Here is a 26750-nt window from a genome sequence, read left to right as displayed (position 1 = left end):
CCCGCCCCCGCCCCCCCCCCCCCCCCGCCCCCCCCCCCCCCCCCCCCCCCCCCCCCCCCCCCCACTCGTGGCTCTTCGGCCCGCGCGGCGCCTAGTTTGCTCGGACGGGACGCGGCCGGGTGCCGGGGCTGGTCTGTACGAGGGCAGGGCGCGGCGCGCCCTGGTCGTTGGCGCCGTCGATGCTGAGCGTCAACGGTGGATTCTCTGTCCTGCTTCGGTGAGGGCAAGCGTGAGGCACCCCAGCCACTCACCGGATCGCGGGTACTCCCAGGTCTCGACGTCCGCCAAGGTTGCGCGAAGGTCCTTCGGGGTTGGGGGACCGGCCTGCTGGCCGAGTGACCGGCTGAGCGATCACTTGGCCCGACCTCGAAGGAGAGATCATCATGTGGGGATGTCTGACAACCAGCCCTCTGTGGCACCGGTGGTGGTGCGGCTTCCTCAGTACACGAAGACGGACCAGGACGAGATCCTCGGTGACCGTGATGACCCCTTCGGTGTAGCCGCGGCCGGTTTGACCTGGCTGCCCAAAAAAGAGCACTTCGGTATCAGACACGGCGACCGGCTTGTGGCACACGCCGGCCTCCTCCGGCTGCCTGTTGCGATCGGCGATGCTGAGACAGAGGTGGTAGGCGTCGGTGGCGTGGCCGTCGCACCCGACATGCAGGGCCAGGGATTGGCCCGGCGCGTGGTCACGGCGGCACTTGAGCACGCTCGCACGATGGGTCCTCAGCACGCGCTCCTGTTCTGCAGGTCTCCCCTCGTACCGCTGTACCAGCGCCTCGGATGGCACCCCCTCGACAAGGAGGTCCTTGTCGAACAACCCGAAGCCCGCCTGGTGCCCATGCCACTGCGGACCATGGTGACGCCCCTTCGCGACAACGCACGCTGGCCTTCAGAGCTGGTGCGTCTGTTCTCCCTCCCGATGTGACCGGACCCTTCCACTACGTTCTGTCCGGCCGATCTTGGTCTGTGGGAGGATGCCGTCCGTGACTTACATCCGAAGGGATAGTGCCTCGTAGAACACCAGCTTCGCTTCGGCCGCGGGAACGCGGCTGTGGTAGATCTTGGGTGCGGTATCGCGATGTCCCAGGCCTGTCGGGAGCGGCGAATGCTGCTGTCCGTGTGCTCGAACGGGAGCGATTGTCTCCGGGCATCGTGTCGGTGGCGCTGAGCCTGTGGTCCGTGCGCGTCCACGGCACGAGGCGCCGGTGGAGGCAATGGGAGGCGGAGTTCACCTGCCCCTGCTGTGGCGAGGGTTGGGCCCGGGACAAGCTGCAAGACGCTCTGTGCATGCTTCCGCCAAGGGCCTCCGGTGAACTGCGGGTGCAGGTCGAGCGCCTGGACGCGGTGCTCCTTGGGCGAACGCATCACGAGCCGACGGAAGACCCCGGGCTAGCGTGGTGGCATCGCAGATGCTGACCGTGCCCGTGTCACTCACTGGTTCGTTGGCTGTTGCGTGACTGGCCGGGGGGATCTGACAGAACAGTGCTTTCACCGTCTGACTCCAGAGTCGGCCATGGCTGGCAGACGTGGTCCTCAACGCCTTCGCCTGAGTGGCAACAGCGACATCACCTACGACGTCTGACCCGCCCACCTGCCCACCTGCGCCCGCGGACCGGCCGCCGGGCGTCTGCACGGCGGCCGGTCCTGCGTCCGCGCCCTTACCCGCGCGCGGCCGGGAGGGGTTACGCGGCGAGTTCCCAGGTCATTCGCTGGTCCGGGCCGCCGTCCACCGCGTCCCGCAGCGCCACCACCTCGGTCTCGTCGGCCGTCAGGCTCCAGCGGAGCTTCGCGGTGATCCGTTCGGCGATGTACCGGCAGTGCGCGCGGCGGCCGGCGGCATTCATGGGCCGGCTCCCGGTCTCGATCCGCCCCGCGCTCATGCTGGGAGCGGACGCTCGACGAGCCAGCGGCCGCAGAGCCCTGACCATGTCCTGGCGACGTGGCTGCCGCCGGCCGCTGAGGTGCACTGCCGCTATATCGCCGAGTGGGCGGGCACCAAGCTGCGCTGGAACCTATGGGCCGACGAAGCCGAGGCAGCGGCCGTGCGCGAGGTCGTGGCCAGCTGCCCGTAGACGACCGTTACGTACGAGCCGGTGCCTTAGGAGGCGAGGCCACCGCCCTTGTCGGTCTGCAGATGCGGTTCGCTGGTGGCAGTGCCACAGTCCTGCGGACAGTCTGGTGCCGACGTGGGGAGGGAGGGTGGGCACCAGGCTCCGTCGTGCCTGAGGATCAGGCGGCTTGCCCGTACTCCCTCGTCTGGAAGTCGTCGTGGTCCTCTGGCTGCCGGTGCGCTGCCCTTTCGCGCAGGCGCAGGAGACTCCAAGTCAGGATGCCGGCGAGGGTGAGGTACCAGGGCAGGGGCCACAGGAGCGACCACCAGATGACTCCGGGGTGCAGCAGTGTCTCGGTCGCGGCGCCGCCCATGCCGGCGGCGAGGCTCCAGCACAGCAGCCGGCCGGCCCGCCGCACGGATCGGTCCGCGCGGTGGGCGGCGGGGTGCTGGCGACTGAGGGACGGGCAGGTTCTGCGTCTCGCAGGGGTGCTCATGGGAAGGGGGCCTTTGCGGCGGAGGCGGTTGCCACGGGCTGGGGACCACGCATGCGGGGCGCGGCAAGTGTGCACGGTGCGATCCCGGCCTTGCAGCACAGCCAGACGCTCAACCATGGTTCTGGGACAACTTCCCGGCCCCGGTGGTGAGTCGTGGCGAACGCGGAACCTGGGTAGCCAGGCCCGATGGGAAGATCAGGTCAGGTCTGAACCTGTCCTAAAAGCGATCTCTGTCGGCCACTTGCTTCCACCAAGTGACGGTTTCGCTCGATTCACGCCAGGTTTCACAGCTAGATCGATAACAGGACCGCCTCCTCCCTGCGTCTGGCGTCGGTTTCACCCCTCTTTATGTATGAATGATGCACAGAAGCGGTGGGGCTTATTCCGGCCGGAATGCATATGCGATTCGGGGGGAGGGTGGGCTGTTTTGTGTGGTTCCTGTGACAGGTTGTGAGCCCGCGGTGACCGTTGGGGTTGCCGTGTCTGTCTTCCTGTGGGGGGAAGTTGATGCACTCGCGTGCCACGAGCGCGCCGTTTCGGCGTGCCCGCAGAACGCACAGAACCGCTCTCGTCTCGGCGATCACCACGGCCGCAGTCGTGATCGCCGCGGCACCCGGCCTGGCGGCGACGCCGAAGCCAGAGCTGCCGGAGCCGGAGAGCCCATGGACGAAGCCGACGAAGGTGGAGGCTCCCGCGACGCCCGCCGGCAAGACGAAGGTGCCGGCGTCGCAGGCGGAGGCCAAGCCGTCCGCTGAGGTGGCCGCCTGGCGGGCGGCGCAGAAGGCCCGTGCCGCGGGCGAGGAGCCGGCCAAGAGCTCGTCCTCCCGCCCGTCGGCTGCCGCGGACGCCACCGCGACCACCGACTACCTGCCCGAGGGGCAGGGCGAGGTGCCCTGGCACCAGATTCTCGACACCCGGCTGGACGACGCGCTGGTGGCGCGGGTGAACGTCTCCGACGGCAACCTGATGCTCGCCGCGACCGACTTCGACATCGCCGGCGCTGGCCAGAAGCTCCAGCTGACCCGCACCTACAACTCCCTTGAGGCTCCGTGGGGGAAGGTGTCGCAGCGCTGGTGGCAGGCTTACGAGCGCTACCTGCAGGTCAACGACGGCGAGGTGGACGTCTTCGACGCCACCGGCAACCTGCTGCGCTTCACGGCCAAGGCCGACGGCACCTACACCACGCCGACTGGCTACTCCAAGGACCTGAAGAAGAACGCGGACGGCACCTACACCCTCACCGACCGCAAGTCCGGCACCAAGGACACGTACAACGAGTACGGCACCCTGCTCAAGGTCACGGACAAGAACAAGGGCACGATCACCGTCGACCAGCACGACGAGGGCAGTGAGCACAAGGGCTTCAAGCTCACCGAGACCCGCTCCGGCCGCTGGATCGATCTGGTCAAGACCTACCCGAACCAGTGGCAGGCCAAGGACCACACCGGCCGCACCGCCGTCCTCGACCTCGACGGGGCCGGCAACCTCGCCAAGGCCACCGACACCGCCGGCAAGGCCACCACCTACGCCTACGACTCCTCCCGCCGCGTGACGAAGGTGACCACCCCGGAGGGGACGGTCACCCTCTTCACCTACGACGGTCACAACCGCGTCACCTCACTCCAGCGCGCCACCGAGTCGACGTCGAGCGGCCACACGGGCCCGACCTGGCGCTATGACTACAGCGCCGCCACCCCCTCGGAGGCGGGCACCACCACCGTCACCGACCCGGACGGTGACGCCACGCAGTACGTCCACAACGCGGACGGCGAGGTCACCAAGGTCACCGACCCGCTCGGCCACTCCCGCCACTCCACGTACAAGAACCACCTCACCCAGACCGCGATCGACGCGATGGGCACCGGCACCGACGGTACCGGCGGCAACACGACGACCTACGGCTGGGACGGCCGCAACAACGCTGTCTCCCAGAAGTTGCCGCTCGGCGCCACGGCGTCCGTGTCCGCGTACCAGACGGTCGCAGGGACGGACCTGCCCAACGACTTCACCAGCGCGGACGGCCGCAAGGATTCGTTCAAGTACGACACCAACGGCAACACGATGTCGGTGACCACCACGGGTACCGCCGGCGCGACCCGCGAGTACACCTACAACGAGGCTGACCCGAAGTGCGGCGGGTTCGAGGGGCAGCGCTGCACGGCGAAGGACGGCAACGGCAAGGTCACGTCGTTCGAGTACGACGACGAGGGCAACCTGTGGAAGGTGAAGCCGCCGGCGCCGCTGGGGGAGACCACCTACACCTACGACGCGCTGGGCCGGGTGGAGACGGTCAAGGACGGCCGCGGTATCACCACCGTCTACAGCTACGACACCCGTGACCGCGTCCGCGAGGTCTCCTCCACCAACTTCACCGTCACCTACTTCTACGACGGCGACGGCAACCTGAAGGCACGCACGGACGCCTCGGGCACCACCAAGTGGGACTACGACAAACTCAACCGCGAGAGCGTGCGCACCCTGCAGAGTGGCGCACAGACGGCCCTCGCCTACACCCCGGCAGGCGACGTCGACTACTACACCGACCCGACCGGGAAAACGGACTACACCTGGGACACGGCCGGCCGCCTCGACTACCTGATCGCGCCGGACGGCAAGAAGACCGACTTCGACTACGACAACAACGACAAGCGCACCGAGACCGTCTACCCTGGCGGCACCACCCAGGCGATCACCCTCGACAAGAACGGCCGCCCGGAGAAGATCAAGACCACATCCGGCCCCCAGACCTTCGTCGACCTGGCCTACAGCTACAAGAACACGGCGGGCAAGGACACCACCAAGATCCGCACCCGCACCGACAACCTCACCAAGTACACGACCAGCTACACCTACGACTCCCAGGACCGCCTCTCCTACGCCCTCGAGGCGGATGCGACGGGCACGCGGAAGGCGTCGTGGCTGTACTGCTTCGACAAGGCGGGCAACCTCACCGGTCAGGACGGCAGCAAGAACGCCTGCCCGGGCGGCACGACCTATACCTACAACGATGCCAGTGAGCTGACCGGCAAGAACGGCTCCACCGCCGGCTGGTCCTACGACAAGCTTGGCAACGAAACCGGCGCAACCAGTGGCACCGTCCGCACGAACGAATCCTGGACCGACTACAGCCAGCTGGCCGGTATCACCGCAGGCGGCAAGACCTACGACCTCGTCCATGCGGGCACGGATAACGCCGAACGTACCAAGCTCGGCTCGACCTGGTTCCACCACACGACCCTAGGCCTGGCCTCCACGACCACGAACGGCGTCGACATCGGATTCATCCGCGAACCGGTGGGCACGCTCAACTCCATGACGACTGGGGGGAAGTCCTACTACTACCTCACCGACGCCACCGGCAACGTCCTCGGCCTCGCCGACAACACCGGCAAGCGCACCCACACTTACGCCTACGGCCCCACCGGCCTCCCGCGAACCACGCCGACTGAGACGGTGGCTCAGCCGTACCGCTATGCGGGTGCATACGCTGACTCGACGGGCCTGTACAAGATGGGCCACCGGTACTACGACCCTGCCCTTGGTCGCTTTACCCAGCCTGATCCCTCCGGCCAGGAAAGCAACTCCTACCTCTACGCCAAGGGCGACCCCGTCAACCAGAGTGACGTCCAGGGGCTGTTCAGTTTCTCTGACCTCGGTATCGACGCGGCAATAGGGGCTATCGGCGGCGCTGTGACGGGCTGCGTTGGTGGAGCGATCACGGCCGGCCTCGTCGGTTCCGCAGCTGGTCCGGCGGGAACCACGGTGGGAGCGCTGGGCGGGTGTGCCATGGGAGCCGTTGCTGGCGGCTACAGCGGTATAGCTGGTGGCATCGTCACTTCCACCCTGAACCAGACGCTTAAGTAGCTGGACGAGAATGTGAAGGTACAGAGATGAGTGGACTCAATGTGCTTCTGGTAGGTCTGATCATCGGAGCTGTCGTGGGGCCCGTGACAGTCCTGCTGGTACGCAGGTCGCGGCGCTCTCGATGACGCTCCTGCCCTAAGAGGGCCCCAAGCGACTCAAGGAATACGCCAGCGGTTCGAGCCCGGTTACCAGATCGGCCGCATGGCGGCCTGCTGGTACCGGTTGAAGTCCGACCAGGACCCGGCTGAGTGACTGCCGCCAGCGGGACCAGCCTTTGATATGCCGAGTCCTACTCGCACGAGCGGAACGACGCGCCTCCCAAAGGCGCCCGGCGGTCCGAGAAGGCCGATCACGGACGGATGGCGGTAAGGGCCCCAACGCCCTGCGAAGCCCGATCCAGCCAAGGTTGACGACGAAAGCGCGCCGCCCTCACTCGGGCGACGCGCTTCCGGCGTATGGTGGCGAGCCTCTGGCCAATGGTCAGGCGCGTCCTTCGCGACAGCGTCCGGCCCGGTGCTGAGGCGCGCAGCCCGCAGCCACTTCCTGCCGGCCGTGACGCCCCCCGTCCGGGCGACAGCACTGCTCAGGCGCGCCCAGGGCGGAAGACTTTCGATTATGGCGTGGATGCTGCCGGAGCCGATGCTCACCACGTCGGCGGCCAGCCCCGACCTACCCCGCGGATCCGCCGCTGAGCCGAAGTTATGGACAGGGTTTGTTGTTGTCCGTTGTCCAGTGCCAACGGCCCGGGCGAGGTCTCTGTCGTGGATCCGTAACCGGACGTGGCCGACGGGACGGTGAGTTCGTACCTACGCCGTATGCGGGGCCGTCGCCGCCTTCGTCAGTGTCGGATCAGGCCCGTGCGTTTAACGGTCGCCAGCAGCGGAGCCGTGTCCATGTCGCCCGGCCCGAGATCGCCACGCCGACCTGGATCCGCGCCTACTCCAGCCCCTTCCCGACCCTCGCGGGGATCGGGCCAGCGGCCGAACGGGCCGATCTGGCTAGGGCGTTCGGCTCCGAGAGCCCCGGGGCCCTTCGCACGGTGCGACACCAAGGGGATCACGCGTGCTCCCCTTGGTGTCGGGTGTGCGCGAGCAGGGCGGCCACGACGTCGTTCGCTTGGTCCTCGGTCTGTTCAACGACGGTGCCCACCGCGTCGGTGGTGACGCTTCCGGGCCCGGTGAGCTCCACGCGGGTCGGCCGGCGCGGGGCGACGGTGACCAGTCGGCCGGGGTGGCCACGCGGTACTCGTCGTCGGGGACCGGCGTGGACGCCAGGTCGCGCCACTGCTCGTGCGGATCGGGATCGTCGCCGTCGTACTCGACGACCAGGCGGAGGCCCGCCGTGAACTCGTCGAGCTGACCGGCTGTTCGACGGGGGCCGGAGACGATCGCCGCGTTCTCCTCGGGCATCTGCTCGTCCCGGCCCTCGCCGCCCTCGCCCGCTTACACCGGAAAGCTCGTCGACTGGGCGAAACAGCACTTCAACCTGACCGTCAAGCCGGTCAGCCGGCCCAAGGACGCCTCTGGCTTCGTCATGCTGCCCCGCCGCCGGGGCGTCGACAGGTCGTCGCGTGGATGATGCACGCACGCCGTCATGCCCGGGACCAAGAACGGCTCATCCAGTACTGAGACCCTGAACACCTGGGCCGTCATCACCCTCATGACCAGGCGTCTCGCACGGAAGGGGCCCACCCTCAGCTGGCCAAGGAAACCCGTATCGGCCACGAGTGCCTGACAGACGTGGTCACCGTTCCTCGGTCAAGCGGATTCCCGCAGCCCGTGCTCCATCTGCTCTCTAGGCGGAGGCGGCAGCCACGAAGAACGGAATGGCGATGAGGAAGCGGCCGGCCTCGGCGCGTCGGCGCTGTTCGGCGACCCACTCATCGGCCTGGCCACGGCCGACCGCACCGCTCGTGCAGGCCCCCTCGGAGAGCATGGTGGCCAACGACAGCATCGCAGGATCGGTGAACACGCTCGTGTGCACCTCGACGGTGACGTCGTTGAAGCCGCCGTCCAGGAGCAGGTTGCGGTACTGGCGGCCGGCGCGGGGCGTGCCCAGGAGGTCGGCACGGGCGTGCACGATCGTGCGGGTGAGCGCCGCGTCATCAGAGTCGACCATGATGGCGTCCCAGTCCTGCCCGACCAGGACGATCCTGCCGCCCGGGCAGAGGACGCGCCGCGCTTGCGCCACCGCGCTCCACGGCTCCTGAAGAAATTGGAAGACCTTGTCGGCACGGTAGCCGCGCACACTTCCGTCGGCGAACGGCAGATCCTCCGCCCCCGCCTCCCAGAACTCGGCCTCCGGCCACCGCTCCCGGGCCGCGGCCAGAATCCACGGATCGGGATCCACGCCCACCGCGTGGACGCCACGCTCGGCCAGCTCGGCGACGGCCCGCCCGGCACCGCAGCCGATGTCCACGACAGACGAGCCCGGGACAAGAGACAACAGTTCATAGGAGCGGGCCCGCAGCAGGCTTGCGCTCGGCATCTGGTCCATCGCGTCGAGCAGGGCCAGCATGGCCTCGGTGTCTCGGTGCTTTTCCACAGCTTCCTGGTTCTTGGACATGGACGCCAGGCTCCGACTTGATGTCAACATGAAGTCGAGCGGAGACAACGGCGCGAGCGCGATGAGCATCGGCGCTCTTGCGGCACGGTTCGGTCTCGCCACGCACGTCCTGCGGCATTTGGGAGTCGATGGGCCTGCTGCACCCCGTACAGGACGCAGGCTGACGCCGTCGCCACGGCGCGGACGGCGCCGTGCCCATGTCAGTGGTGGTGCGGGCGAGGCAGCAGGGCGAACGCGCTCTCCGCTATCGAGGTCAGGCGCTCGGGGCTGTGGCCATACGCGCCCACGACATCGCTGCCGCGGATGACGGTCAGCAGAAGGTACGCGAGGTCGTCGGGATCCGCGTCGGGGTCGAGGTCGCCGTTGCGCTGCGCCGCTCGCACACAATCGGCCACCGCCGCCCGGACGACGGAGAAGCAGTCGTTGGCCAGGCGTTTCACCTCAAGGTCGGAGGCGCCGACCTCCAGGGCCATCTTGGCGGCGAAGCAGGCCGCCCCCGCCCGGTCGGAGGCGGGCGCTACGTCGGGGGCGAGTGGCACCCCGTGGACGGCGCGGAGCAAGTACGCGTGCAGTCGTTCCAGGGCGCCCTCGTCCGGTCCGTCGAGCATCTTCCGCGGGCCCTGCGCCAGCCGGCCGAAGTACCCGGCCATCGCCTCCAGCAGTACGCCGTGCTTGCCGTCAAACGCTCCGTAGAGGCTGCCGCGGCCCAGGCCGGTGGCGGCGCTGATGTCGTCGACGCTCGTGCCGTTGTAGCCCGAGGCGCGGAACTGCCGCTCGGCGGCATGCAGGACGTGGTCGCGGTCGAAGCTTCGTGGTCTGGCCATACAAAGACGGTAGAGCCGACCCACTCTTCTTGACAAGTCAGTACAGAACTACATAGGTTCCGGACTGTTCAGTAAACAACCGTCCTGAACTCACCGGACAGCGCCCGACGAGGCCATGCCCACAACCCAAGGAACCACTATGCAGACAGCTCCGCGAGTGGCCCTCGTGACGGGCGCCTCCTCCGGGATCGGGCGGGCGGCGGCGCTTGCCCTGGTGGGTGCCGGCTTCACGGTGGTCGGCACGAGCCGCATCGCGGCGAAGGCCGAGCCGCTCGCCGGGGTGACGTTCCTCGATCTCGACGTGGCCGACGACAAGTCGGTCCGCTCGCTGGTCGGGGAGGTGATCGATCGGTTCGGCCGGATCGACGTCCTGGTCAACAACGCAGGCGTGGGCGCGGTCGGCGCCGGCGAGGAGAGCTCGATCAGCCAGGCCAAGGAGGTCTTCGACATCAACGTCTTCGGCGTGATGCGGATGGCCAACGCAATACTGCCCCACATGCGCGCCCAGGGCAGTGGCCGCGTGGTCAACGTCTCCTCGGTACTCGGTCTGATCCCAGCCCCCTTCATGGCCGTCTACGCCGCCACCAAGCATGCGGTCGAGGGCTACGCCGAGTCCGTCGACCACGAGCTTCGCGAGTACGGCGTCCGGATGCTGCTGGTCGAACCGGCCTACACAAGCACGAGTTTCGAGGCGAGCAGCATGGCACCCGACTCGCCCCTGCCGGTCTACGCCGCACAGCGGGAGGTCTCCCGAGACGTGCTGGCCACGGCCGTGCGCAACGCCGACGGCCCGGACGTCGTCGCGAAGGTGATCGTCGCGGCCGCCACCGATTCCAAGCCCAAGCTCCGGTACACCGCCGGCTCGATGGCCAAACGCGTCAGCGTTCTGCGCCGGATCGTGCCCTCGCGCGCCTTTGACGGACAGATCCGCAAGCTCAACCGACTGGCCGGCTGACGCCGCAGTACGGGACGGCGCCCGAGGAGGCGCACATGTCCAAACCAGAGACACCGAAGCCGGCATCAGCATCTCTCGTCCGACCGCTCTTGGGCGCTGCGCGGACCGTCATCATGACCGTGGACGACGATCCCGGGGTGTCCCGGGCCGTCGCCCGTGACCTGCGGCGGCGCTACGGCGCTTCGTACCGGATCGTGCGCGCGGAGTCCGGCGAGTCCGCTCTGGAGACGCTGCGGGAGCTGAAGCTGCGCGGCGACCTCGTGGCGCCGATGATCCCCAAGAAGCTCATACTCGACATTCCGGGCATCGTTGCGGCGAGCGAGGGCCGACCTGCCGTACTTGACAACTCGGTACAGAACCGTCTAGATTTCTGACTGTTCAGTACACAACGGTGCTGAGCTCACCGGACAGGCTGCGTGCACGCCCAGCGTTGCGATGCCTTCCAGGCCGACAAGGCACGGTCGCACCCTCGCGATCCTCGCGACGGCGTTCATCGGCGTACTGGATCTGTACATCACGAACGACCCCAGCAAGGGGCCGGACTCTTCACAACAGCCCCAAGACGGTCGCCGCCCGCATCCTGCGCTTCCTGAACGGCTGCCCCCTCCCCAGAACTCGAAGGACTGACCGAACCATGAACGACACGGAAAAGCAGGAGGTCGCGGTTGTGACGGCTCCTGCGTTCGCGAGCGACGCACTGGCCGAGGGGACCGTCGACACGGTGGTGATCGGCGGGGGCGCCGCAGGACTGAACGGTGCACTCATCCTCGCCCGCTCCCGCCGCTCGGTCGTCGTGATCGACAGCGGCTCACCGCGCAACGCGCCCGCGGAGGCCATGCACGGCTTCATCGTCCTGGACGGCACCCCGCCGTTCGAGATCCTTCGGCGGGGCCGGGAGCAGGTGCGCCAGTACGGTGGACGCGTCGTGTTCGGCGAGGCGGTCTCGGCCGAGTCCGCCGCCCCGTCGGCGGACGGGGACCTGCGGTTCATCGTCACCCTGGCCGACGGCCGCAGCGTCACCGCCCGCCGCATCCTGGTAGCCACCGGCCTCACGGATGTGCTGCCGGAGGTGCCCGGCCTCGCCGAGCACTGGGGGCACGGTGTGGTGCACTGCCCGTACTGCCACGGCTGGGAGGTGCGCAACGAGCCCATCGGCATCCTCGCCACCAGCGCGGCCTCCATCGGCCACGCGCTCTTGTTCCGTCAGCTGACCGAGGACCTGACCTACTTCACCCACACCACCGACCTGGACGAGGACAGCCGCGCCCGCTTCGCCGCCCGCGGCATCCGCGTCATCGACACCCCGGTCACCGAGGTCGTCAGCGACGAGGACGGTGCCCTCGCCGGGGTTCGCCTGGCCGACGGGCAGGTCGTGGCCCGCCGCATCCTCGCGGTCGCCCCGCAGATGCAGGCCCGCACCCATGGCCTGGCAGGTCTGGGCCTGCCGGTGCAGGACCTGCCGACGGGCCGCACTTTCGCCTCCGGTATCGACGGCACCACCGAGGTGCCGGGTGTGTGGGTGGCCGGCAACGTCGCCGATCCGGTTGCCCAGGTCGGGGCCTCCGCAGCGGCCGGCGCGCTGGCCGGCATCGACATCAACAAGGTGCTGGCCGTCGCGGACACCGACGCGGCCCTCCAGGGGATCGCCGAGGGAAGCCCACAAGGGGTCACAAGGCGATCTTGAAGCCCGGAGATCTCAGCCCGTCACCCGCTCGTCGCACGGGGAGTCAAGTGATTCCGCTCGTCCGCCCCGTCCCCCTCAGGAGCTACTGATGTCCTTCCTTGTGAATACCCCCGTGGAGAAAATGACCGGGCCGTACGCGCGGCGCTGGTGGGCGCTGCTCGTGCTGTGCCTGAGCCTGCTGATCACGGTGATGGCGAACACGTCGCTGATCGTCGCCGCCCCCGACATGACCACCGACCTGGGCCTGAGCAGCAGTGATCTGCAGTGGGTCGTCGACAGCTACACCGTTCCGTACGCGGCGCTGATGCTGGTGCTTGGCGCGATCGGCGACAAGTACAGCCGGCGCGGCGCACTGGTGCTGGGTCTGCTGGTCTTCGCCGCCGGTTCGGTGATGGGGAGCATGGTCGACGAGACCTCGCTGGTCATCGTGGCCCGCGCGATCATGGGTGTGGGTGCCGCGGTCGTGATGCCGGCCACGCTGTCCCTGGTGGTCGCGACCTTCCCCCGGAGCGAGCGGGCCAAGGCCATCACCGCCTGGGCCGCGACCTCCGGGGTGGCGGTAGCCGTCGGCCCGCTGGTCTCCGGCTGGCTGCTCGAAGACCACGCCTGGGGCTCGACCTTCCTGATCAACGTGCCGATCGCCGTCCTCGCCGTGTTCGGCGCGCTCGCCCTGGTACCGCCGTCCAAGGCGGAGGGCATGGGCCGGATCGACTACGTCGGTGGTCTGCTGTCGATCGTCTCCGTCGGCTCCCTGATCTACGCCGCCATCGAGGGCCCGCACGCCGGCTGGGGCGTCGGCCCCGTCACCGCCGCCGTGGTCGCCGGTGCCGGTCTGGTCGCCTTCGTCGCCTGGGAGCTGCGGCACCCGCACCCGATGCTGGACGTCCGAAGGTTCGCGCTGCGGCCTTTCACCGGCTCGATGCTCGCGGTGATGTTCTTCTTCTTCGGTATGTTCGCCGTGATCTACTACTCGACGCAGTTCCTGCAGTTCGTCCTCGGCTACGGCGCCCTGGACACGGGTGTACGGCTGCTGTCGCTGGGCGGTGCGGTGTTCCTCGGGTCCGCGGTGACCGGGGTGCTCGCCCCGAAGCTGGGCGTGAGGGTGATGGCCGTGACCGGCCTGGCCATCGGCACGGCGGGCATGTTCCTGCTCACCCAGATCGACAAGGGGTCGACGTACGGGGACTTCCTGGTGCCGCTGATGATGCTGGGCCTCGCGCTCGGACTGGCCATCTCCCCGGCGACCGACACGATCATGGGCTCCTTCCCCGAGTCCGAGCTGGGCGTCGGCGGCGGTGTCAACGACACCGCGCTGGAGCTGGGCGGGGCGCTGGGCATCGCGGTGCTGGGCTCGCTGCTGGGCACGGCCTACCGGGACGAACTGACCGACCTGGTGGGCAACCGGCTCCCGGCGGAGGCGATGGAGACCGCCAAGGACTCGGTCGGCGCCGGCCTGGCCGTCGCAGAGCGGGTCGCGCAGGATCCCTCCGTCGGGCCCCAACAGGCCCAGGCCGCCGTGGACGCCGTCCACCAGGCATTCGCCCACGGAGTCGCCCAGACCAGCCTCATAGGCGGGATCATCATGGCTGCCGGAACCCTGATCGTCCTCGCGGTCCTGCCGGGTCGGCGCGGGTTCATGAGGAAGAGCGCCGAGCCGGGGGCCGGGACGACGGCGAGCGAGGCGGCGACCGTGCGGGAGCACACCGGGTCCACCCGCTAGATCTCCGGCGAGGCGTCCACTGGATCGCCGGGCACCGCCTCCGCCGGATCGCCCGCGAAGCGCGTCGGGCAGGAGCCCGGCGGCGCGAGACGCGCAGGGCGCGAGCGTGGTCTACGGCCACGCGGATCCTCTGCCGGAACACCTCACGGCCCTTGGCCTCCGGGACGGCCCGGAGGCCAAGGGCTGTGAGGTGACAGCGGCGGTCGCCGCAGACGCCGCCCTGCGACGACGGTCATGCTCGATGCGACCGTCGTGATGCACTGCTACCTGCGATGACTGTTGTTCTCAGGACACGCATCAGCGCAGGAAAGCAGGGCATCTCCAGGTGACCCGGACGGGGCCCCAGGTCAGGGCTGTGATGGTGCGGATGTTCGGCTGCGGGTGGGCAGGGGGATGACGGTGCTGGCGCCGCGCAGGGCGTGGTTTTCGAGGGTGAGTTGCCGGATGGCCTCCTCGTACAGGGCGAGGGTGCGGCGCAGGTCGGTGTTCTCCTGGCGTAGCCGGCGGAGATTCTCCTCCTTGGGCTCGTCGGTCTTCAGCCGGTCCGTGCCTGTCTGGCTGCCGGCTGTGGGGATCCGGGGCCGGAAGTGGGTGTCGATCAGGTCGGCGTAGTGGCGGTGGAAGGTGGCGTGGGGGATGCCGAGGCGGCGCTCGATGGCGGTGACGGATGGCCTGCGTCCGCTGGCGGACGCCTCGTCCAGGACGGTGTCGATGGCGGCCTTGACGGTGTCGGCGTCGGGCAGGGCTCGTTTCACTCGGCGGGCTCCGGATCGTGTCGGGCAAGGAACGCGGCCATGGCACGGTGCTGTTCCTGTAGACGGTGTCGGACGTAGGGGGCGAGACGGTCCCCGTCGTCCAGGGCGTCCTCTATCTGAGTGAGGTGGCCGGCCAGCGCGTGGTGGTTGGCCGGGCTGAGGGCGGTGTTGCGGCAGACCAGGGGCTGGCAGTCGGCCAGGACCGGCTGGTGGCCGGGGTCGGCAGGTGCACGGCACAAGGCGCGGTCGGGGTTATAAACGCAGGTGACGAAGGTGCCCGGGTACACGTGCGGGTCGTGGCGGGCCAGGATGCGGCGCAGGCGGGCTTCGTCGGTGACGACCTGGCCGTCGAAGACCGTGTGGCGGGCGAGCTCGGCGAGTCGGGCTTCGGCTTCCGGGCCTGCGGGACCGGTGAGAGTCAGCCGGTCGTCGTCCGCGCCCAGCTCGGCGAGGAACTGGCCGCGGGTAAAAGCTTCTTCGGCCTCGACCTCGTCGCGGAAGCCTGAGTCGCTGGTGCCGGCGTAGCCCTCGAACATCTGAATACGCTGGTGGCGGTATTGCAGGGCGCCTGCGATGGTGCCGCCGGGCCGGCGGGCGATGAACCAGGCCAGGGTCCGACGGAACTGCCGGGGAGTCAGGTGCGGCAGCCGCCCCTTGTCCTCGGGGATCGCATCCACGCGTGAGTGAGCCGCACAGTAGGCGTTGATCCATCCGGCCAGCGCGGTGATGTCCCTGATGGTGGTGGCGCTGGTGCGCACACGCCCAGCCACGTGGTGGCGTTGATGGTTGGCCGACTTGAGCGGGTGCGCGAACAGGTAGGGCTCGTCGGCCGGCTGGCAGCGTTCCAAAACAGCGACGGCCCGCGCGACGGGAGCGGTGACGATCCAGGTGGCGGCCGCGCCATGGACGCCTTCCCCCTTGAAGGCCAGTCCGTGAAGCCGGTAGCGGTAGATACGGCCGTCGGCGTCGCGCTGGGCGCTGACGCAACCGCGCCGCAGGTGTTTGATCTCGGAGTCGCGAAGGCCGGAGAGGTAGGCAATGACGATCCAGCAGGACACCTGCAGCAGCCGTTCGAACTGGCCCACGTCGTAATAGGAGATCTGCTCCAACCACCGCCGGCCGTCCACCTGCGCCTGCGGGACGTGTCGTAGGGGGGGAGTCGGTGCCCACACCGAGGTCGCGGACCGCCTCCTCGATCAGCCGCCGGGGTCGCGCCTTACGGAACGGGTAGGACGGATGGCCCGCGAGCCGGGCCAGGTAAGCGAAGTTCGGGAACCCCCCTCTGCCGCGCCATCCGGTGGCCATCGCGGGCGCAGCTGGCAGGGGTTGTCTGCGCCGACGGAAGTCGTCCAGTACAGCTTGCAGGGCCACGAGCAGATCGGGGTGGGCAGGCGGGCGTGCGTCGATGCTGTCGCGCTCGGCGCGAGCTGCGAGCACGTCGTCGGCGAGGTCGTCCGCCCAGCGCAGCGCCCAGCTAAGCAAGGGGCCCATGATGTGCTCGGGGATGCGCTCGGTGAGGTTCTCGTCGTACCGCCGGGGGTTGGCGCGCGCCCATGCCTGCCACCGCGCACGCCGCAGCGGGTCCTGCCCAAGGTGGTCGGCCAAGCGGGAACGGTAGGCCCACAGCATGCGCACGGCACGGCGTTGGCGATAGACCGCGCTGACCGACAGTCGCAGCGACGTCAGCTCGGCGTGGTAGGCATCCAGGTCCTCGCCCGTCAGGTGCGCCAGTGGGAGCTGACGGCTCTGTGCCCACCCCAGGAAGTGGCGTACGCAGGTGAAATAGGCGCGGATGCTGGAGATCGTGATCGGCTCTTCGCCGGGCGGGGTGTCCTCGATCAGCAGAGCGTAGAACAGAAGCTTGGCGGTGTCCCGGTGAGCGTGCGGGACCTGCGTGAAGTCGAGCCGGTGGGGCTTGCGGTCTGCGCGCAGCCATGCCGGCGTCAGCGTCCACACGTCATCGCCGTACCGGGAGGTCTCTTCCAGCTGGGCCTCGGCCCGCAGCGGACGCCTGGCCAGGACCAGAGCGTTCTCGGGCACGGCGGCGCGATGTCCGGGCGCTTCGGCAGCGTGTGTCATGACCACTCCTTCGGCCCGTGCAGAAGGTCGAGCATCAGATGGTGTTGTGTCTCCTGGGCGGCGGCGCGCTGGGTCGGGCTGAAGCGGGGCAGGATGTCGCGGGTGAGGATCTGCCAGGTCGCCCCGTACCGGGCCGTCCACTGCTCGACGTCACGGCGCTGAAGGTCCTCGCGCAGGGCCTCGGCCAGGGAGAGCAGAGCCGGGAGATGGCGCTCCATCACCAGAGCGTTGGGGCAACCGAAGCAGGTTAGGAACGACTGCCGGCATCGTCCTCCGCTGGGTCCGTGCTCGATGTCCGTGCACGCACTGGCCAACGTGTCGAGTTCGCCCGCGGCCGCCTGCTCGCGCACCTGCTCCGGCACAGCGGCGACCGAACCGCCACCGAGGCGAAGGACGACCGCGCGGGCGCTCTCCTCCGCGTCGGTGATCGCCTCAGTGAGTACGTCGGCCGCCCACTCGGCGACAAACGGGTCCGTGCGCAGGTAGTGGGTGAAGGAAGTGTCGGCTGTGTTGGTCACCCGCGCGGACGGCAGATGCCCTCCGACCTGCTTCGCTGTGCGAACCTCGACGGTTTTCTTGATGCGCGTCACCATCATCTGCAGGGGCTTTCCGTCATCGCCGACCAGGCCGTGACACCCGGCCCACGCCCCTAGCTTCAGCTTGCGTGCCAGCTCCGCATCGAAGGGACCGATGTGCCCGCCGGTGGCGGCATTGAGGACGCCGCCGCGGCCGTTGCCCGCCCAGATCGACCACACCGATCCGGTCCCGGAAAACGCCCGGCTGCGGCCCATCATCCGGTGCAGCAGCAGGTAGAAGCCGCCCATCGTCCGCAGCTGACGCTCCTCATCCACGCTCCAGTGCACCGTCGTTCGGGAGTTGGCCTTGCCCCGGCGGCGTTTGGTCAGCGTGACCGCTACCGCGCGCTCCTCCAGCAGCCGGTGCTCGGCGGGCAGTTCCTTGAGCGTCTCCGGGTTGCGGCCGCTCAGTCCGGCCGCGTAGATGAGCAGCGGGGCAAGGTCCGGGTCGACCACGAACAGCTGCTTCGCCTGCGCGTAGCAGGCGGCCGGATACTCGCCCACCGTCAGCCCGCGGTAGTCGACCTGGACCCGGCCCGTGGCCGCCATCGCCTCCAGCCGCGCCCCCTGCTCCCGCTCGGTCACCGACAGGCTTTCGTCGCCTGCGAGGAAGCGTCGCAGCAGCCTCTCGCCTGCCATGATCCGGTCGCGGATGGCTGCCACGTCGGAGCGGGCGGCGGCCATGATAGCCTGGAACTCGCGATCGGAGTACCCCGGACGCGCAGCCTGCTGGGCATCCATGCCGTGCCCGGGCTGCCCGGCATAGTCCGCCACCGCCCCGTCCAGCCGGTCCTGACCGGGCAGGACACGCACGATCCGCAGCAGGTCCTGCAGGTTCCGGCGGGCGGACTTCTCCCCACACGTCTGCCGCCTCGACATCAGGTATCGCTCCAGGTGACGCACCCGCAGCTCCTGAACACGGCGCGGTGGTACCGCAAGCTCGTCCAAGAGCAGCAGGAACCGCTTGACCGTCTGCCATTGGCTGCTCGCCGCCCGCTGCGTGCGGCGTCCGCCGCCGGGCCCGATTCGCACACCGAGCGCGTGCGCGAAGTCCCGGTGCAGCCCCGGCAGCGGCAACTCCTCGAACCGGAACACGCGCTCGCGACCGTCCTCACCGGTGAACCGCACCACCGGCGCACCGCCGTCCTCGGGGACCTCCACCACCCGGGGCGGCTCGTAGAAGCCGTCGGGCACGGCCGCCGCACGGCCGCGGCCCGCGCGGGGCACCTCCGTGCTCACGCGACCACGGCCGACCGCTCCAGCCAGCCCTCCTCGCTGAAGCCCACCGGCTCCCACGCGCCCTCCGGTACCAGCTCCAACCGGGTGCGCATCTCCAATTCCTGCAAGGTGTGCAGGTACAGCGCCGTGGTCGTCGCCGAGCGGTGACCGAGCCTGATCCGCACCCAGTTCAGCGGATCACCGAACACCCGCTGACACGTCAGCCGCTGCTGCTCGTTCATCTCGCCCAGGGCCTGCAGATGGCCCCGCCACAGCAACTCCAGCGTGATCACCGCGTACGAATGCCGCAGCATGTGCGGCGTCGCTCCCACGTCTACACCCTGGGCACGACACCGCGCGTCGGCGTCGGCGAAGACCTGCTTCCATCCGGACATCGTCATCGGCAGCCCCCACTGGTTCAGCCACACCATCGCCGGTTCCCACTTGCCATCAGCCGTTGCCATCAGCAGCCGGCGCCGCTCGCCGTCATCCAGGCGGGCCACCGGCACCCATCGACCCCCCATCCGCACCCGCGGCACGGCCGGGTCCTCCACCAGCAGCGACCGGCGCGTCGGAACGTAGAAGCCGCGCGAGCGGCCGTAGTCGAGCATCTCGGCCCGGTCCCACTCCATGTAGTCGCGCACATCCCGCAGCACCGACACCGGCCAGTACACCGCCCGCCCCGACCTCCCCTTGGAGATCGCGTGCGGCAGCACCGCCCGCGCATTGACAACCCCGGACACCGCAGGCGGCAGCTCCGGCAGGTCGAACACCGTCAGCGCCGAGTGCTCGCACAACCGCAGCCCGGTACGGACCATCGAGTCCGCGTACGCCGCGTTTCGGGCCGCCCACCTTCCACGGAACCCGCGCCGGGGCATCTCCTGCGCGTCGTAACCGCACAGGCCGACATTGCGCCACAGCCGATACGACCTCGGTGGCAGCCACTTCACCTCCCGCCGAGGCCCCGTGTGCGACGTCTCCGCCGGCACCTGCCGCACCATGCCGTCGCCGGTCCCGCCCCGCCAGGGCGACCACACCGCGGCCGCCCGCTGACGGATGGGGTTGGCCCGGACGAGGTCCTGCTCGATCGCCCACAGGTAGAACTGGTTGACCGTGGACACCTCCCGGTCCCAGCTGGTGTCTTCCAGGCGAGGTCCACGCTCGTCGCGACGACGCCACCACTCGTACACCGCCCGGTCATCCATGGACGCGTCACGCCAGTCATGCCGGCCTCGCGCGAACCACAGGAAGTCGAAGTACGTGCGCAAGTCTCGGGCATGGGCGGCCTGGGTGTTCCACGGCGAAGACGCCAGCCACACCGAGAAGTACCGGTTCAGCGCCACGTCGTAACCGCCCGCCGGACTGATCAGGAACGGCTGTCCCTCGGGTACGCCCAGATCGTCCAACCCCTCATTGAGACCGGCGAACAGGGCGCTGAACTCCCGTATGAACGGGGTCACTCGGCGCGGCCACGCCAGGTCTCGGCGAGCGAAGTGCACTCGCCAACCTGTGATCGACATGACGGTGGACGATAGCTCGTGGACAGCTCAACAGCGCATAACCGAAGTGGGACGGCTACTGTGCCCAGCTCGTCCGCTACGCGGACGGCTTGGTGCTGCTGCGCTCACGACAGGGCATCGACATGACAGCGGCGTTCCCGGAGTTCCGGGCCGCCGCACTCGCGCAGATGCCCGGCGATGTCGCCCTCGAGGGAGTTATGTGACCCGCACGGGTGCTGGAGAAGGAATAGACGTGCACGTCAGTCGACGCGACGCAGATAACCTGCGCGTATGAAGCGGATGCAGCCGGGCCGTTGGCGCGGTCGTCAGCTCAGCGGTGGGTGACCTCTGGGCGGCTCATTCGAGTTTGGTCCCCAGGGAGCATTTTCCGCGCGGTTTCCCGCGCCTGGTGCCGGTGACGAGATAGGTGGAGGCGGTGGCTGGGACCCCGGCGAGGCGACCGACGACACGCAGATGGCCGTTCTGGTCGCGGAGTCGCTGCTGGAGCGGGTGGGTTGGATCTGCCGGACACTCATCCGCGTCACGTTCGAGGGCACTGACCCCCTCACCGTACTCCCGGACATCCTGGCTCTCGTCCCCCACGACCACCGCGGCCGCTACGCCACCGTCCTCTCGCCCGACTGGGCATCCCGATCAGGCGACCGGGTTCGCCGGTGCCGTGTGGCCCTGCCTGGGCTCCGCCGTTTGGGCCCTGCGCACCACCACCAGCTTCGAGGACGCGATACGCGCGGCGATCGACCTCGGCGGCGACACGGACACTGTCGCCGCGGTGACCGGAGGCCTCGCGGGGGCGTACTACGGGCTGGACGCAATCCCCACCCGCTGGTCTCAACCACTCCATGTCCCCCTACCGGGCTTCGACGGACGGGTTTCTGGAGCTGGCAGACCTGTTTCACCTCGCTCACCGCCTCTTGGAGGAAAGCCGTCGGTGAGACACACGTGGTGGCACACCTAAACGGGGAGCTGGTGGTGTGGGAGGCCGACCGCATGGCGTTCGAGAGGCTACAGCAGAGCCTGGCCCGCCGCAGCGGTGCCGGCGCCCTGGCGGCCGCGCGTACCTGGCCCGCCCACCTCGTTAGTGGAGTGCGCGCGGGCTCCCGTCGGACGATCCACGACGACAAAGCCCGCGTCTCCGCAGGTAGCCCACCACTTGTCGTGGGGGGTGTTTTGGGTTGTGTGGCGGGGCAATAGTGCTGCCCGTTTGGTGGTGGGGGTTCAGGCGGGTGTGGGTGTGGGTGTGGGGTTGGGGTTGGGGGTTTGGGTGGCTATGAGTTGGCGGTATGGGGTGCAGCGTTGGAGGAGGGTGTGGTGGTCTGCGGCGTCGATGACGGTGCCGTGGTCCATGAGGATGACGTGGTGGGCGTGGTGGATGGTGGACAGGCGGTGTGCGACGACGATGACGGTTCGGTGTTGGGCGAGTTCGTCGAGGACGGTGCGTAGGCGTTGTTCGTTGATGCCGTCGAGTTGGCTGGTGGGTTCGTCGAGGAGGATGACGGGGGCGTCGGACAGGAGGGCTCGTGCCAGGGCCATGCGTTGGCGTTGGCCTCCGGAGAGGTCGTTGTCGCGGCCGAGGATGGTGTCGAGGCCTTGGGGGAGTGTGTTGATGACGTCGGTGAGGTCGAGCAGGTCGAGGGCGTGGGTGAGTTCGGCGGGGGTGGCGGGGGTTTGTTTGCCTAGTTGGAGGTTGTCGCGGGCGCTGGCTTCGATGAGGGTGAATTTCTGGTCGACGTAGGTGATGTGGCGGCGGAGGTCGTCCAGGGGCCAGGTGTTCTGGTGGTGTCCCAGGATGGTGATGTGGCCGTGGGTGGGGCGGATGAAGCGGTCGATGAGGGTGAGGGTGGTGGTTTTGCCGGTGCCGGAGGGGCCGATGAGTGCGGTGAGGCCGGTGGGGGGTGTCTGGAAGGTGATGTTGGTGAGTGCGGGGGTGTGGCTGCCGGTGTGGGTGTAGGAGACGTTGTGGAAGGTGATGGCGGGGGCGTCGGGGTCGGGGGTGGGGGCGGGGGTGTGGGGGGAGTGGGCGGATTCGTCGGGCAGGGCGAGGAGTTCGTTGCAGCGGTCGCGTGCTGCTGTGCCTGCTTGCAGGCGGCCCAGGGCGCTGGTGAGGGTGGTGGCGGAGGGGATGGTCTGCAGGAGGTAGAGGAGGAAGGCGGCGAAGTCGGCGGTGCCGAGTTGGCCGGCGGCGATGCGGGTTCCGCCGGTGAGGACGACGGCGATCATGGCGAACTGGTTGCCGAGTTGGGTGACGGCGGGGACGACGGACTGCAGGCGGGCGCTGGTGAGTGATTCCCGGCGCAGGGTGTCGGCGTCCTGGGCGAGGGCTGTGGTGACGAGGGGTTCGGCGCGGTTGGCTTTGATGGCGGTGAGTGCTTCGAGGTGTGCGGTGAAGCGCTGGGCGATTGCTCCGTTGGATTTCTGCTGGTTGATGATGCTGGTTTTGAGGTGGCGCAGGGTGGTGGTGAGGACGGCGATGACGAGGAGCAGTGCGGTGACGGTGACGAGGGTGAGGACCCAGTCGAGCCATGTCATGACGATGAGGGTGGTGAGTACGGTGAGTGCGGCGAGGGGGAACTGGGCGCCGACGTCGACGACTTGGCGTAGTTGCAGTGCGTCGGAGGTGATGCGGGCGGTGAGGTCTCCCGTGCCGTGGGAGCGTACGGTGGCCAGGGGCAGGCGCAGGGTGTGGGCCATGACCCGGGTGCGGATTGTGTAGACCATTTCTTCGCCGGCCTGGGCGATGAGGAAGCCTGCTCCTGCCATGGCGGCCGTTCCGGCTACGGCGGCCAGGCACATCCAGGCGAGGGGGGTGAGTACGGGCCGGTCCTGGGCGAAGCTGGTGATGACTTCTTTGGCCAGCAGGGGCAGGGACAGTGAGGCTGCGGTGGCGGCGAGGGCGAGTGCGACGGCGGTGATCAGCGGCCAGGGTGTGGTGGCCAGTTCCCGCAGGAGCCGGATGGGCCGGCCGGTGGGCAGGGGCGGGCGGTCCGGTGGGGTGGTGGGGGGTGGGTTCATGGCGGGTGCCTTTCGGGTCGGTGCCGGCGGTGGTGTCAGGGCCGGCGGTGGCGGCAGTGAGGGTGGTGGTGGCTGGGCCGGCGGTGGTGTCAGTGCCGACGGTGGTGGTGTCGGTGAGGGTGGTGGTGGCAGGGCCGGTGGTGGTGGTAGGGGGCGGGTGCGGGGTGTCGCACTGGAGGGGGTGGGGGGTTAGAGCAGGGAGCCGCGTGCAGGGCCTGGGCGGAAGCTGCCGGGCAGGCCGGGTCTGCGGGTGAATTCGCTGCGTTGTTGCCGCAGGGCGAGGTGGGCGTCGCCGAGTGCGGCTTTGAGGAGCACGATCTCGTTGCGGAGCTGGCGTTCGCGGTCGGCTTCTTTGGTCTGGCGGGCCTGTGGCTGCAGGCTGTCCTGTCCGGCGGTGACGAACTGGCGGCGCCAGTTGGCCACGGCCTGGGGCGAGACGCCGGCCTGCTGCGCGGCCTGGGAGAGGGTGAGGCGCTTGCACAGCAGGTCCAGCACGAGGCGCACCTTTTCCTGGGGCGGGATGACGGGTTGCGGCGACACGGCGTCCTTCTGTCTGCTGCGGCTGGGGTTTGCGGGGCGGGTGGTCCTGTCTGTCAGCGGGGTGGGAGGCAGGTGGTGCCGTCGCTGTCGAGGAGGTCGGCCAGCATCGGGATGTAGGTGTGGAGGCTGGGGTGCCAGCCGACGTAGTTGGCGAAGTCGTGTGCGTGGGTGGCGATGCGGACCACGGCGCCGGCGGCGAGGACGCCGGGGTCGTAGCCGGGTCCGTAGTGGTGGAGGAAGGCGGTGGTGAGGTCGCCCAGTGCGGGGTCGGGGTGGCCGGAGAGTTCCGCTGTGCGCCGGAATTCCTCGATTTCGCCGACGATGCTGGCCAGGTCCGCTTCGGGCCGGCCGTGGGCTGCCTCGGTGCCGGACAGGACGGTGGCCGGTGTGCGGGGGCCGGGTGTGTGGGGCGGGATGATGTTGCCGAGGGTGAGCCAGCCGTGCAGGACGGTGTCCTGGGCGGTGGGCTGGAGCAGGGTTTCGGTGAAGTCACGCAGTTTGGACAGGCGTTCGGTGCCGAGCTGGGTGCGCAGGCGGTAGTGGAAGCCGGCTCCGGCGCGGGTGCCGCGGCCCTGTGCGAGCCATGGGCGCAGCCGGGCCAGGCCGGGCGGCAGGGCGTATGCGTCGGGGGGCGGTGTGGGGCCGGGGGTGTGGAGGATTTTCAGCCGGGCGCCGAGGGAGGCGAGGAGGGGGGCGAGCGGTGGTCCGGACCCGTCCTGGTCGAGAAGGACTCGGGCGGCGCTGCGGGTGCCGGTGGTGTGCCAGGTGGCGCTGTGGCCGTCCGCGTGCAGCGGGGTGGCGAAGCGGAGGGTGTCGTCGGAGGCCTGCAGTGCGCGTGCGGCGAAGCCGGCCGGGATCCTCGGGTAGGGGGCGGGGTGGTTGCGTCCGCGGGTGTGCTGCCAGTGGACGCCGCCCTGGGGACACCGCGTCAGGCGGGTGGTCTGCAGCCCGGTGCCGTAGACCGCGATCTCGGGCCCGTAACCGGCCGCGCCCTCGGAACACCGGGCCGGCTGGGTGGTCTGTGGTCCGGTGGTGTGGCCCGTGGTCTCGGGCGTGTTGCTGTCCGCGCCCTGGGGGTCCCGGGTGGGCTGGGTGGTCTGTGGTCCGGTGGTGTGGCCTGTGGTCGGGGGTGTGTAACTGGCCGGGGGCTTGTAACGGGCCGCGTCTTCGGGGCGCCGGGCCGGCTGGCTGGTCTGTGGTCCGGTGGGGTGGCCGGTGGTCCGGGGTGGGTGGCCGGCCGTGGTCATGAGGCGTCGTGCTGGGTCCATGCGCGCAGGTCCTCCAGGGCGCTGAGGGCGTGAGGCAGGAAGGCGGCGCTGCCGATGCCTTCCTGGCCGGTTGTCACGCTGGTTCCGTTCACGGGCGGCAGGACCGTGACGTTCTCGCGTTCGGACAGTTCGAGGATGTGGCGCTGGTAGGCCGGGTTGTGGTGCCCGTCGGGGGGCAGGGAGGGGCAGATCACGATGGGGGCCCGGGTGCACTGGAGTGCCAGCAGGGCCGGGGTGTCGGCGAGTCCCAGCGACAGGCGGGCGATGAAGTGCATGGTGGCGGGGTGGACGAGGACCGCGTCGGGCCAGGCGGCGAGGTGGACGTGCAGGGCACGGTCGGGTTCGTCGGGCCAGACGTCGATGGTGGGCAGGCCCCCTCCGCCGACCGCGGCGACGGCCGTGGTGCCCACGAAGCGCCGGGCGGAGGGGGTGAGGACGCTGCGGACCTCGGTGTGCGGGTAGTGGGTACGCAGCCAGCTCAGCCAGTTCGGCAGGAGCATGGCCTGGATGCCGCCGGTGGTGAGGTAGAGGAGCCGTTTGCCGTGGAAGGGGGGAGTGGCGGCGGCCGGCGGGGACAGGGGTGCCGTCATCGGGTGCTCCGGCGGGCGAAGGCGGTGGTGATGGCGGTGAGGTCGCGGATGGCGGCGCCGGGCCCTTCGTGCATGTGCAGGCCGCACACGTTGACGATGACGTCGTCGATGCCTGCCTGGTGGTAGGCGGTGATGGTGTCGGCGATGTCGTCGGCGGTGCCGGTGGCGAAGAGGTTGTGGTCGATCAGCAGTTGTGCGCCGGCGGCCGGGTCGGAGCGGTCGACGGGTATGCCCGCCTGGTTGAGCATGTCGGTGTAGTGGGGGGCGATCAGGTGCGGTCCGACCGCTTTGAGGGAGATCTGCTGGAGGTTGCGGCCGGGGCGGGCGAGGGCGCAGTGGACGACGCTGGCGACTTTGGGGCGGGCGGGGCGGCCTGCGGCCCGGGCGGCTTCCTCCATGGCGGGCACCAGGCGCTCGCGCAGGAAACCGAGGGGGGTCAGCCAGGTGATGGCCCAGTCGGCGGCCTCGCCGGCCAGCCGCGCCATGGGAAGGCGCAGTACTCCCAGGCCGATCTCCACCGCCGGGGTGTCGAGTGCGGCGATCTCGATGCCTTCGGTCTGCCAGGGCCCGTCGTCGGTGGCCATGCTTCCGTCGAGCAGGGTGCGCATCATCCGGATGTAGTGGCGGGCGGCGGTGACGGGCTTGTCGTAGGGCCGTCCGTTGACGCGGCGCTGGAGTTCCCTGCCGCCCGGTCCGAGGCCGCTGATGTAGGTGTGCCCGGACAGGGCCGCGACGGAGCGTGCGTTGACGGCCGCGGTCATGGGGTGGCGCAGGGGCATGAGGGTGACGGCGGTTCCGAATCCGACGTCGATGCCCATGCCGGTCAGGGCGGCGAAGACGGTGTGGGTCTCGATGGTGAACGACTGGCCGAGCCACAGGCGCCGCCCGGAGGTGTTCTCGGCCACGCGGGCATAGGGCAGGACGTCGCCGAGGGTGGTGGGCATGGCCGGGTACATGACGCTGACGGTGGGCATGGGTTGTCCTTCGCTCGTACTTCGCTGCTGGTTGCGGGCGGCCCGGTGGGCGGGGCACGA

General features: G+C 69.3%; 19 protein-coding genes and 3 pseudogenes. 9 read left to right on the top strand and 13 right to left on the bottom strand.

Going from position 1 to position 26750, the window contains the following annotated elements; all coding sequences use genetic code 11:
- The first annotated feature begins 391 nt into the window (after positions 1-391).
- On the top strand, positions 392-928 hold the full coding sequence (locus EV562_RS34310; protein WP_133890780.1) for a GNAT family N-acetyltransferase: 537 nt from the start codon (positions 392-394) through the stop codon (positions 926-928).
- Between the two features lie 757 nt (positions 929-1685).
- Here the strand turns inward: EV562_RS34310 and EV562_RS34305 are convergent.
- A complete protein-coding gene (locus EV562_RS34305) occupies positions 1686-1847 on the bottom strand; it encodes a hypothetical protein (RefSeq protein WP_208298486.1) in 162 nt (53 codons plus the stop codon).
- Between the two features lie 90 nt (positions 1848-1937).
- On the opposite strand from EV562_RS34305, the pseudogene EV562_RS35830 reads away from it, so the two are divergent.
- Positions 1938-2075 (top strand): annotated as a pseudogene (locus EV562_RS35830) (HNH endonuclease); the annotation flags it as partial.
- Positions 2076-2232: 157 nt separating this feature from the next.
- On the opposite strand, the gene EV562_RS34295 reads toward EV562_RS35830, so the two are convergent.
- On the bottom strand, positions 2233-2550 hold the full coding sequence (locus EV562_RS34295; RefSeq protein WP_133890778.1) for a hypothetical protein: 318 nt from the start codon (positions 2548-2550) through the stop codon (positions 2233-2235).
- A 600-nt stretch (positions 2551-3150) separates the two neighbouring features.
- Here EV562_RS34295 and EV562_RS34290 point away from each other — a divergent pair.
- Both EV562_RS34290 and EV562_RS34280 read left to right on the top strand, forming a co-directional pair.
- Positions 3151-6414 carry an RHS repeat-associated core domain-containing protein gene (locus tag EV562_RS34290; protein WP_243860318.1) on the top strand — a complete coding sequence of 1088 codons (3264 nt, stop codon included), beginning with the start codon at positions 3151-3153 and terminating at the stop codon, positions 6412-6414.
- Positions 6415-7854: 1440 nt separating this feature from the next.
- Positions 7855-8127 (top strand): annotated as a pseudogene (locus tag EV562_RS34280) (IS5/IS1182 family transposase); the annotation flags it as partial.
- An 81-nt stretch (positions 8128-8208) separates the two neighbouring features.
- Here the strand turns inward: EV562_RS34280 and EV562_RS34275 are convergent.
- Positions 8209-8979 carry a methyltransferase domain-containing protein gene (locus tag EV562_RS34275; RefSeq protein WP_133890776.1) on the bottom strand — a complete coding sequence of 257 codons (771 nt, stop codon included), beginning with the start codon at positions 8977-8979 and terminating at the stop codon, positions 8209-8211.
- A 200-nt stretch (positions 8980-9179) separates the two neighbouring features.
- Entirely contained in the window at positions 9180-9803 is a 624-nt protein-coding gene (locus EV562_RS34265; RefSeq protein WP_166662154.1) for a TetR/AcrR family transcriptional regulator, read from the bottom strand.
- A gap of 139 nt (positions 9804-9942) precedes the next feature.
- Between EV562_RS34265 and EV562_RS34260 the strand changes: the two genes are divergently transcribed.
- The 4 genes from EV562_RS34260 (at position 9943) to EV562_RS34245 (ending at position 14162) form a co-directional block, all read left to right on the top strand.
- A complete protein-coding gene (locus EV562_RS34260) occupies positions 9943-10758 on the top strand; it encodes an oxidoreductase (protein ID WP_133890774.1) in 816 nt (271 codons plus the stop codon).
- Between the two features lie 113 nt (positions 10759-10871).
- Positions 10872-11132: a hypothetical protein gene (locus EV562_RS34255; RefSeq protein ID WP_133890773.1), complete on the top strand. Its 261-nt coding sequence runs from the start codon at positions 10872-10874 to the stop codon at positions 11130-11132.
- 260 nt (positions 11133-11392) lie between these two features.
- Positions 11393-12442 (top strand): NAD(P)/FAD-dependent oxidoreductase, encoded by a 1050-nt coding sequence (locus EV562_RS34250; RefSeq protein WP_133890772.1) that lies wholly within the window; start codon positions 11393-11395, stop codon positions 12440-12442.
- An 88-nt stretch (positions 12443-12530) separates the two neighbouring features.
- Entirely contained in the window at positions 12531-14162 is a 1632-nt protein-coding gene (locus EV562_RS34245; protein WP_133890771.1) for an MFS transporter, read from the top strand.
- A 347-nt stretch (positions 14163-14509) separates the two neighbouring features.
- Here the strand turns inward: EV562_RS34245 and EV562_RS34240 are convergent, their stop codons facing one another.
- The 4 genes from EV562_RS34240 to EV562_RS34225 form a co-directional block, all read right to left on the bottom strand.
- Positions 14510-14917, bottom strand: a complete 408-nt coding sequence (locus tag EV562_RS34240) for a hypothetical protein (protein ID WP_133890770.1) — start codon at positions 14915-14917, stop codon at positions 14510-14512.
- Positions 14914-16026, bottom strand: a complete 1113-nt coding sequence (locus tag EV562_RS34235; RefSeq protein ID WP_133890769.1) for a hypothetical protein — start codon at positions 16024-16026, stop codon at positions 14914-14916. Before EV562_RS34235 ends, EV562_RS34240 begins: the two co-directional genes overlap by 4 nt.
- Positions 16027-16992: 966 nt before the next feature.
- Complete coding sequence (locus EV562_RS34230) at positions 16993-18810, bottom strand: hypothetical protein (protein ID WP_133890768.1); 1818 nt, start codon at positions 18808-18810, stop codon at positions 16993-16995.
- Positions 18807-20195: a site-specific integrase gene (locus tag EV562_RS34225; protein ID WP_243860317.1), complete on the bottom strand. Its 1389-nt coding sequence runs from the start codon at positions 20193-20195 to the stop codon at positions 18807-18809. The genes EV562_RS34230 and EV562_RS34225 overlap by 4 nt, the downstream gene beginning before the upstream one ends.
- 430 nt (positions 20196-20625) lie before the next feature.
- Here EV562_RS34225 and EV562_RS34215 point away from each other — a divergent pair.
- Positions 20626-21241: pseudogene (locus tag EV562_RS34215) on the top strand (ADP-ribosylglycohydrolase family protein).
- Between the two features lie 283 nt (positions 21242-21524).
- On the opposite strand, the gene EV562_RS35950 reads toward EV562_RS34215, so the two are convergent.
- The 5 genes from EV562_RS35950 to EV562_RS34190 form a co-directional block, all read right to left on the bottom strand.
- Positions 21525-23318 carry an ABC transporter ATP-binding protein gene (locus tag EV562_RS35950; protein WP_133890766.1) on the bottom strand — a complete coding sequence of 598 codons (1794 nt, stop codon included), beginning with the start codon at positions 23316-23318 and terminating at the stop codon, positions 21525-21527.
- A gap of 189 nt (positions 23319-23507) precedes the next feature.
- Positions 23508-23822: a helix-turn-helix domain-containing protein gene (locus tag EV562_RS35285; RefSeq protein WP_279588525.1), complete on the bottom strand. Its 315-nt coding sequence runs from the start codon at positions 23820-23822 to the stop codon at positions 23508-23510.
- Between the two features lie 89 nt (positions 23823-23911).
- Positions 23912-25126 (bottom strand): hypothetical protein, encoded by a 1215-nt coding sequence (locus EV562_RS35280; protein WP_166662152.1) that lies wholly within the window; start codon positions 25124-25126, stop codon positions 23912-23914.
- A complete protein-coding gene (locus tag EV562_RS34195) occupies positions 25102-25716 on the bottom strand; it encodes a flavoprotein (protein WP_133890764.1) in 615 nt (204 codons plus the stop codon). Before EV562_RS34195 ends, EV562_RS35280 begins: the two co-directional genes overlap by 25 nt.
- Positions 25713-26690, bottom strand: coding sequence for an LLM class flavin-dependent oxidoreductase (locus tag EV562_RS34190; protein WP_133890763.1), 978 nt, complete (start codon positions 26688-26690; stop codon positions 25713-25715). Before EV562_RS34190 ends, EV562_RS34195 begins: the two co-directional genes overlap by 4 nt.
- Positions 26691-26750 lie beyond the last annotated feature (60 nt).

The sequence above is a fragment of the Streptomyces sp. BK208 genome, assembly GCF_004364245.1.
Lineage (GTDB): Bacteria > Actinomycetota > Actinomycetes > Streptomycetales > Streptomycetaceae > Streptomyces.
This window is presented reverse-complemented; position numbering and strand designations above follow the sequence as displayed.

What these genes read in the sequence shown, in the direction of transcription:
- EV562_RS34310 (WP_133890780.1), top strand. Translation starts at nt 392, where the DNA reads ATGTCTGACAACCAGCCCTCTGTGGCACCGGTGGTGGTGCGGCTTCCT.
- EV562_RS34305 (WP_208298486.1), bottom strand. Translation starts at nt 1,847, where the DNA reads ATGAATGCCGCCGGCCGCCGCGCGCACTGCCGGTACATCGCCGAACGG.
- EV562_RS34295 (WP_133890778.1), bottom strand. Translation starts at nt 2,550, where the DNA reads ATGAGCACCCCTGCGAGACGCAGAACCTGCCCGTCCCTCAGTCGCCAG.
- EV562_RS34275 (WP_133890776.1), bottom strand. Translation starts at nt 8,979, where the DNA reads ATGTCCAAGAACCAGGAAGCTGTGGAAAAGCACCGAGACACCGAGGCC.
- EV562_RS34265 (WP_166662154.1), bottom strand. Translation starts at nt 9,803, where the DNA reads ATGGCCAGACCACGAAGCTTCGACCGCGACCACGTCCTGCATGCCGCC.
- EV562_RS34260 (WP_133890774.1), top strand. Translation starts at nt 9,943, where the DNA reads ATGCAGACAGCTCCGCGAGTGGCCCTCGTGACGGGCGCCTCCTCCGGG.
- EV562_RS34255 (WP_133890773.1), top strand. Translation starts at nt 10,872, where the DNA reads ATGACCGTGGACGACGATCCCGGGGTGTCCCGGGCCGTCGCCCGTGAC.
- EV562_RS34250 (WP_133890772.1), top strand. Translation starts at nt 11,393, where the DNA reads ATGAACGACACGGAAAAGCAGGAGGTCGCGGTTGTGACGGCTCCTGCG.
- EV562_RS34245 (WP_133890771.1), top strand. Translation starts at nt 12,531, where the DNA reads ATGTCCTTCCTTGTGAATACCCCCGTGGAGAAAATGACCGGGCCGTAC.
- EV562_RS35950 (WP_133890766.1), bottom strand. Translation starts at nt 23,318, where the DNA reads ATGAACCCACCCCCCACCACCCCACCGGACCGCCCGCCCCTGCCCACC.
- EV562_RS35280 (WP_166662152.1), bottom strand. Translation starts at nt 25,126, where the DNA reads ATGGACCCAGCACGACGCCTCATGACCACGGCCGGCCACCCACCCCGG.
- EV562_RS34195 (WP_133890764.1), bottom strand. Translation starts at nt 25,716, where the DNA reads ATGACGGCACCCCTGTCCCCGCCGGCCGCCGCCACTCCCCCCTTCCAC.
- EV562_RS34190 (WP_133890763.1), bottom strand. Translation starts at nt 26,690, where the DNA reads ATGCCCACCGTCAGCGTCATGTACCCGGCCATGCCCACCACCCTCGGC.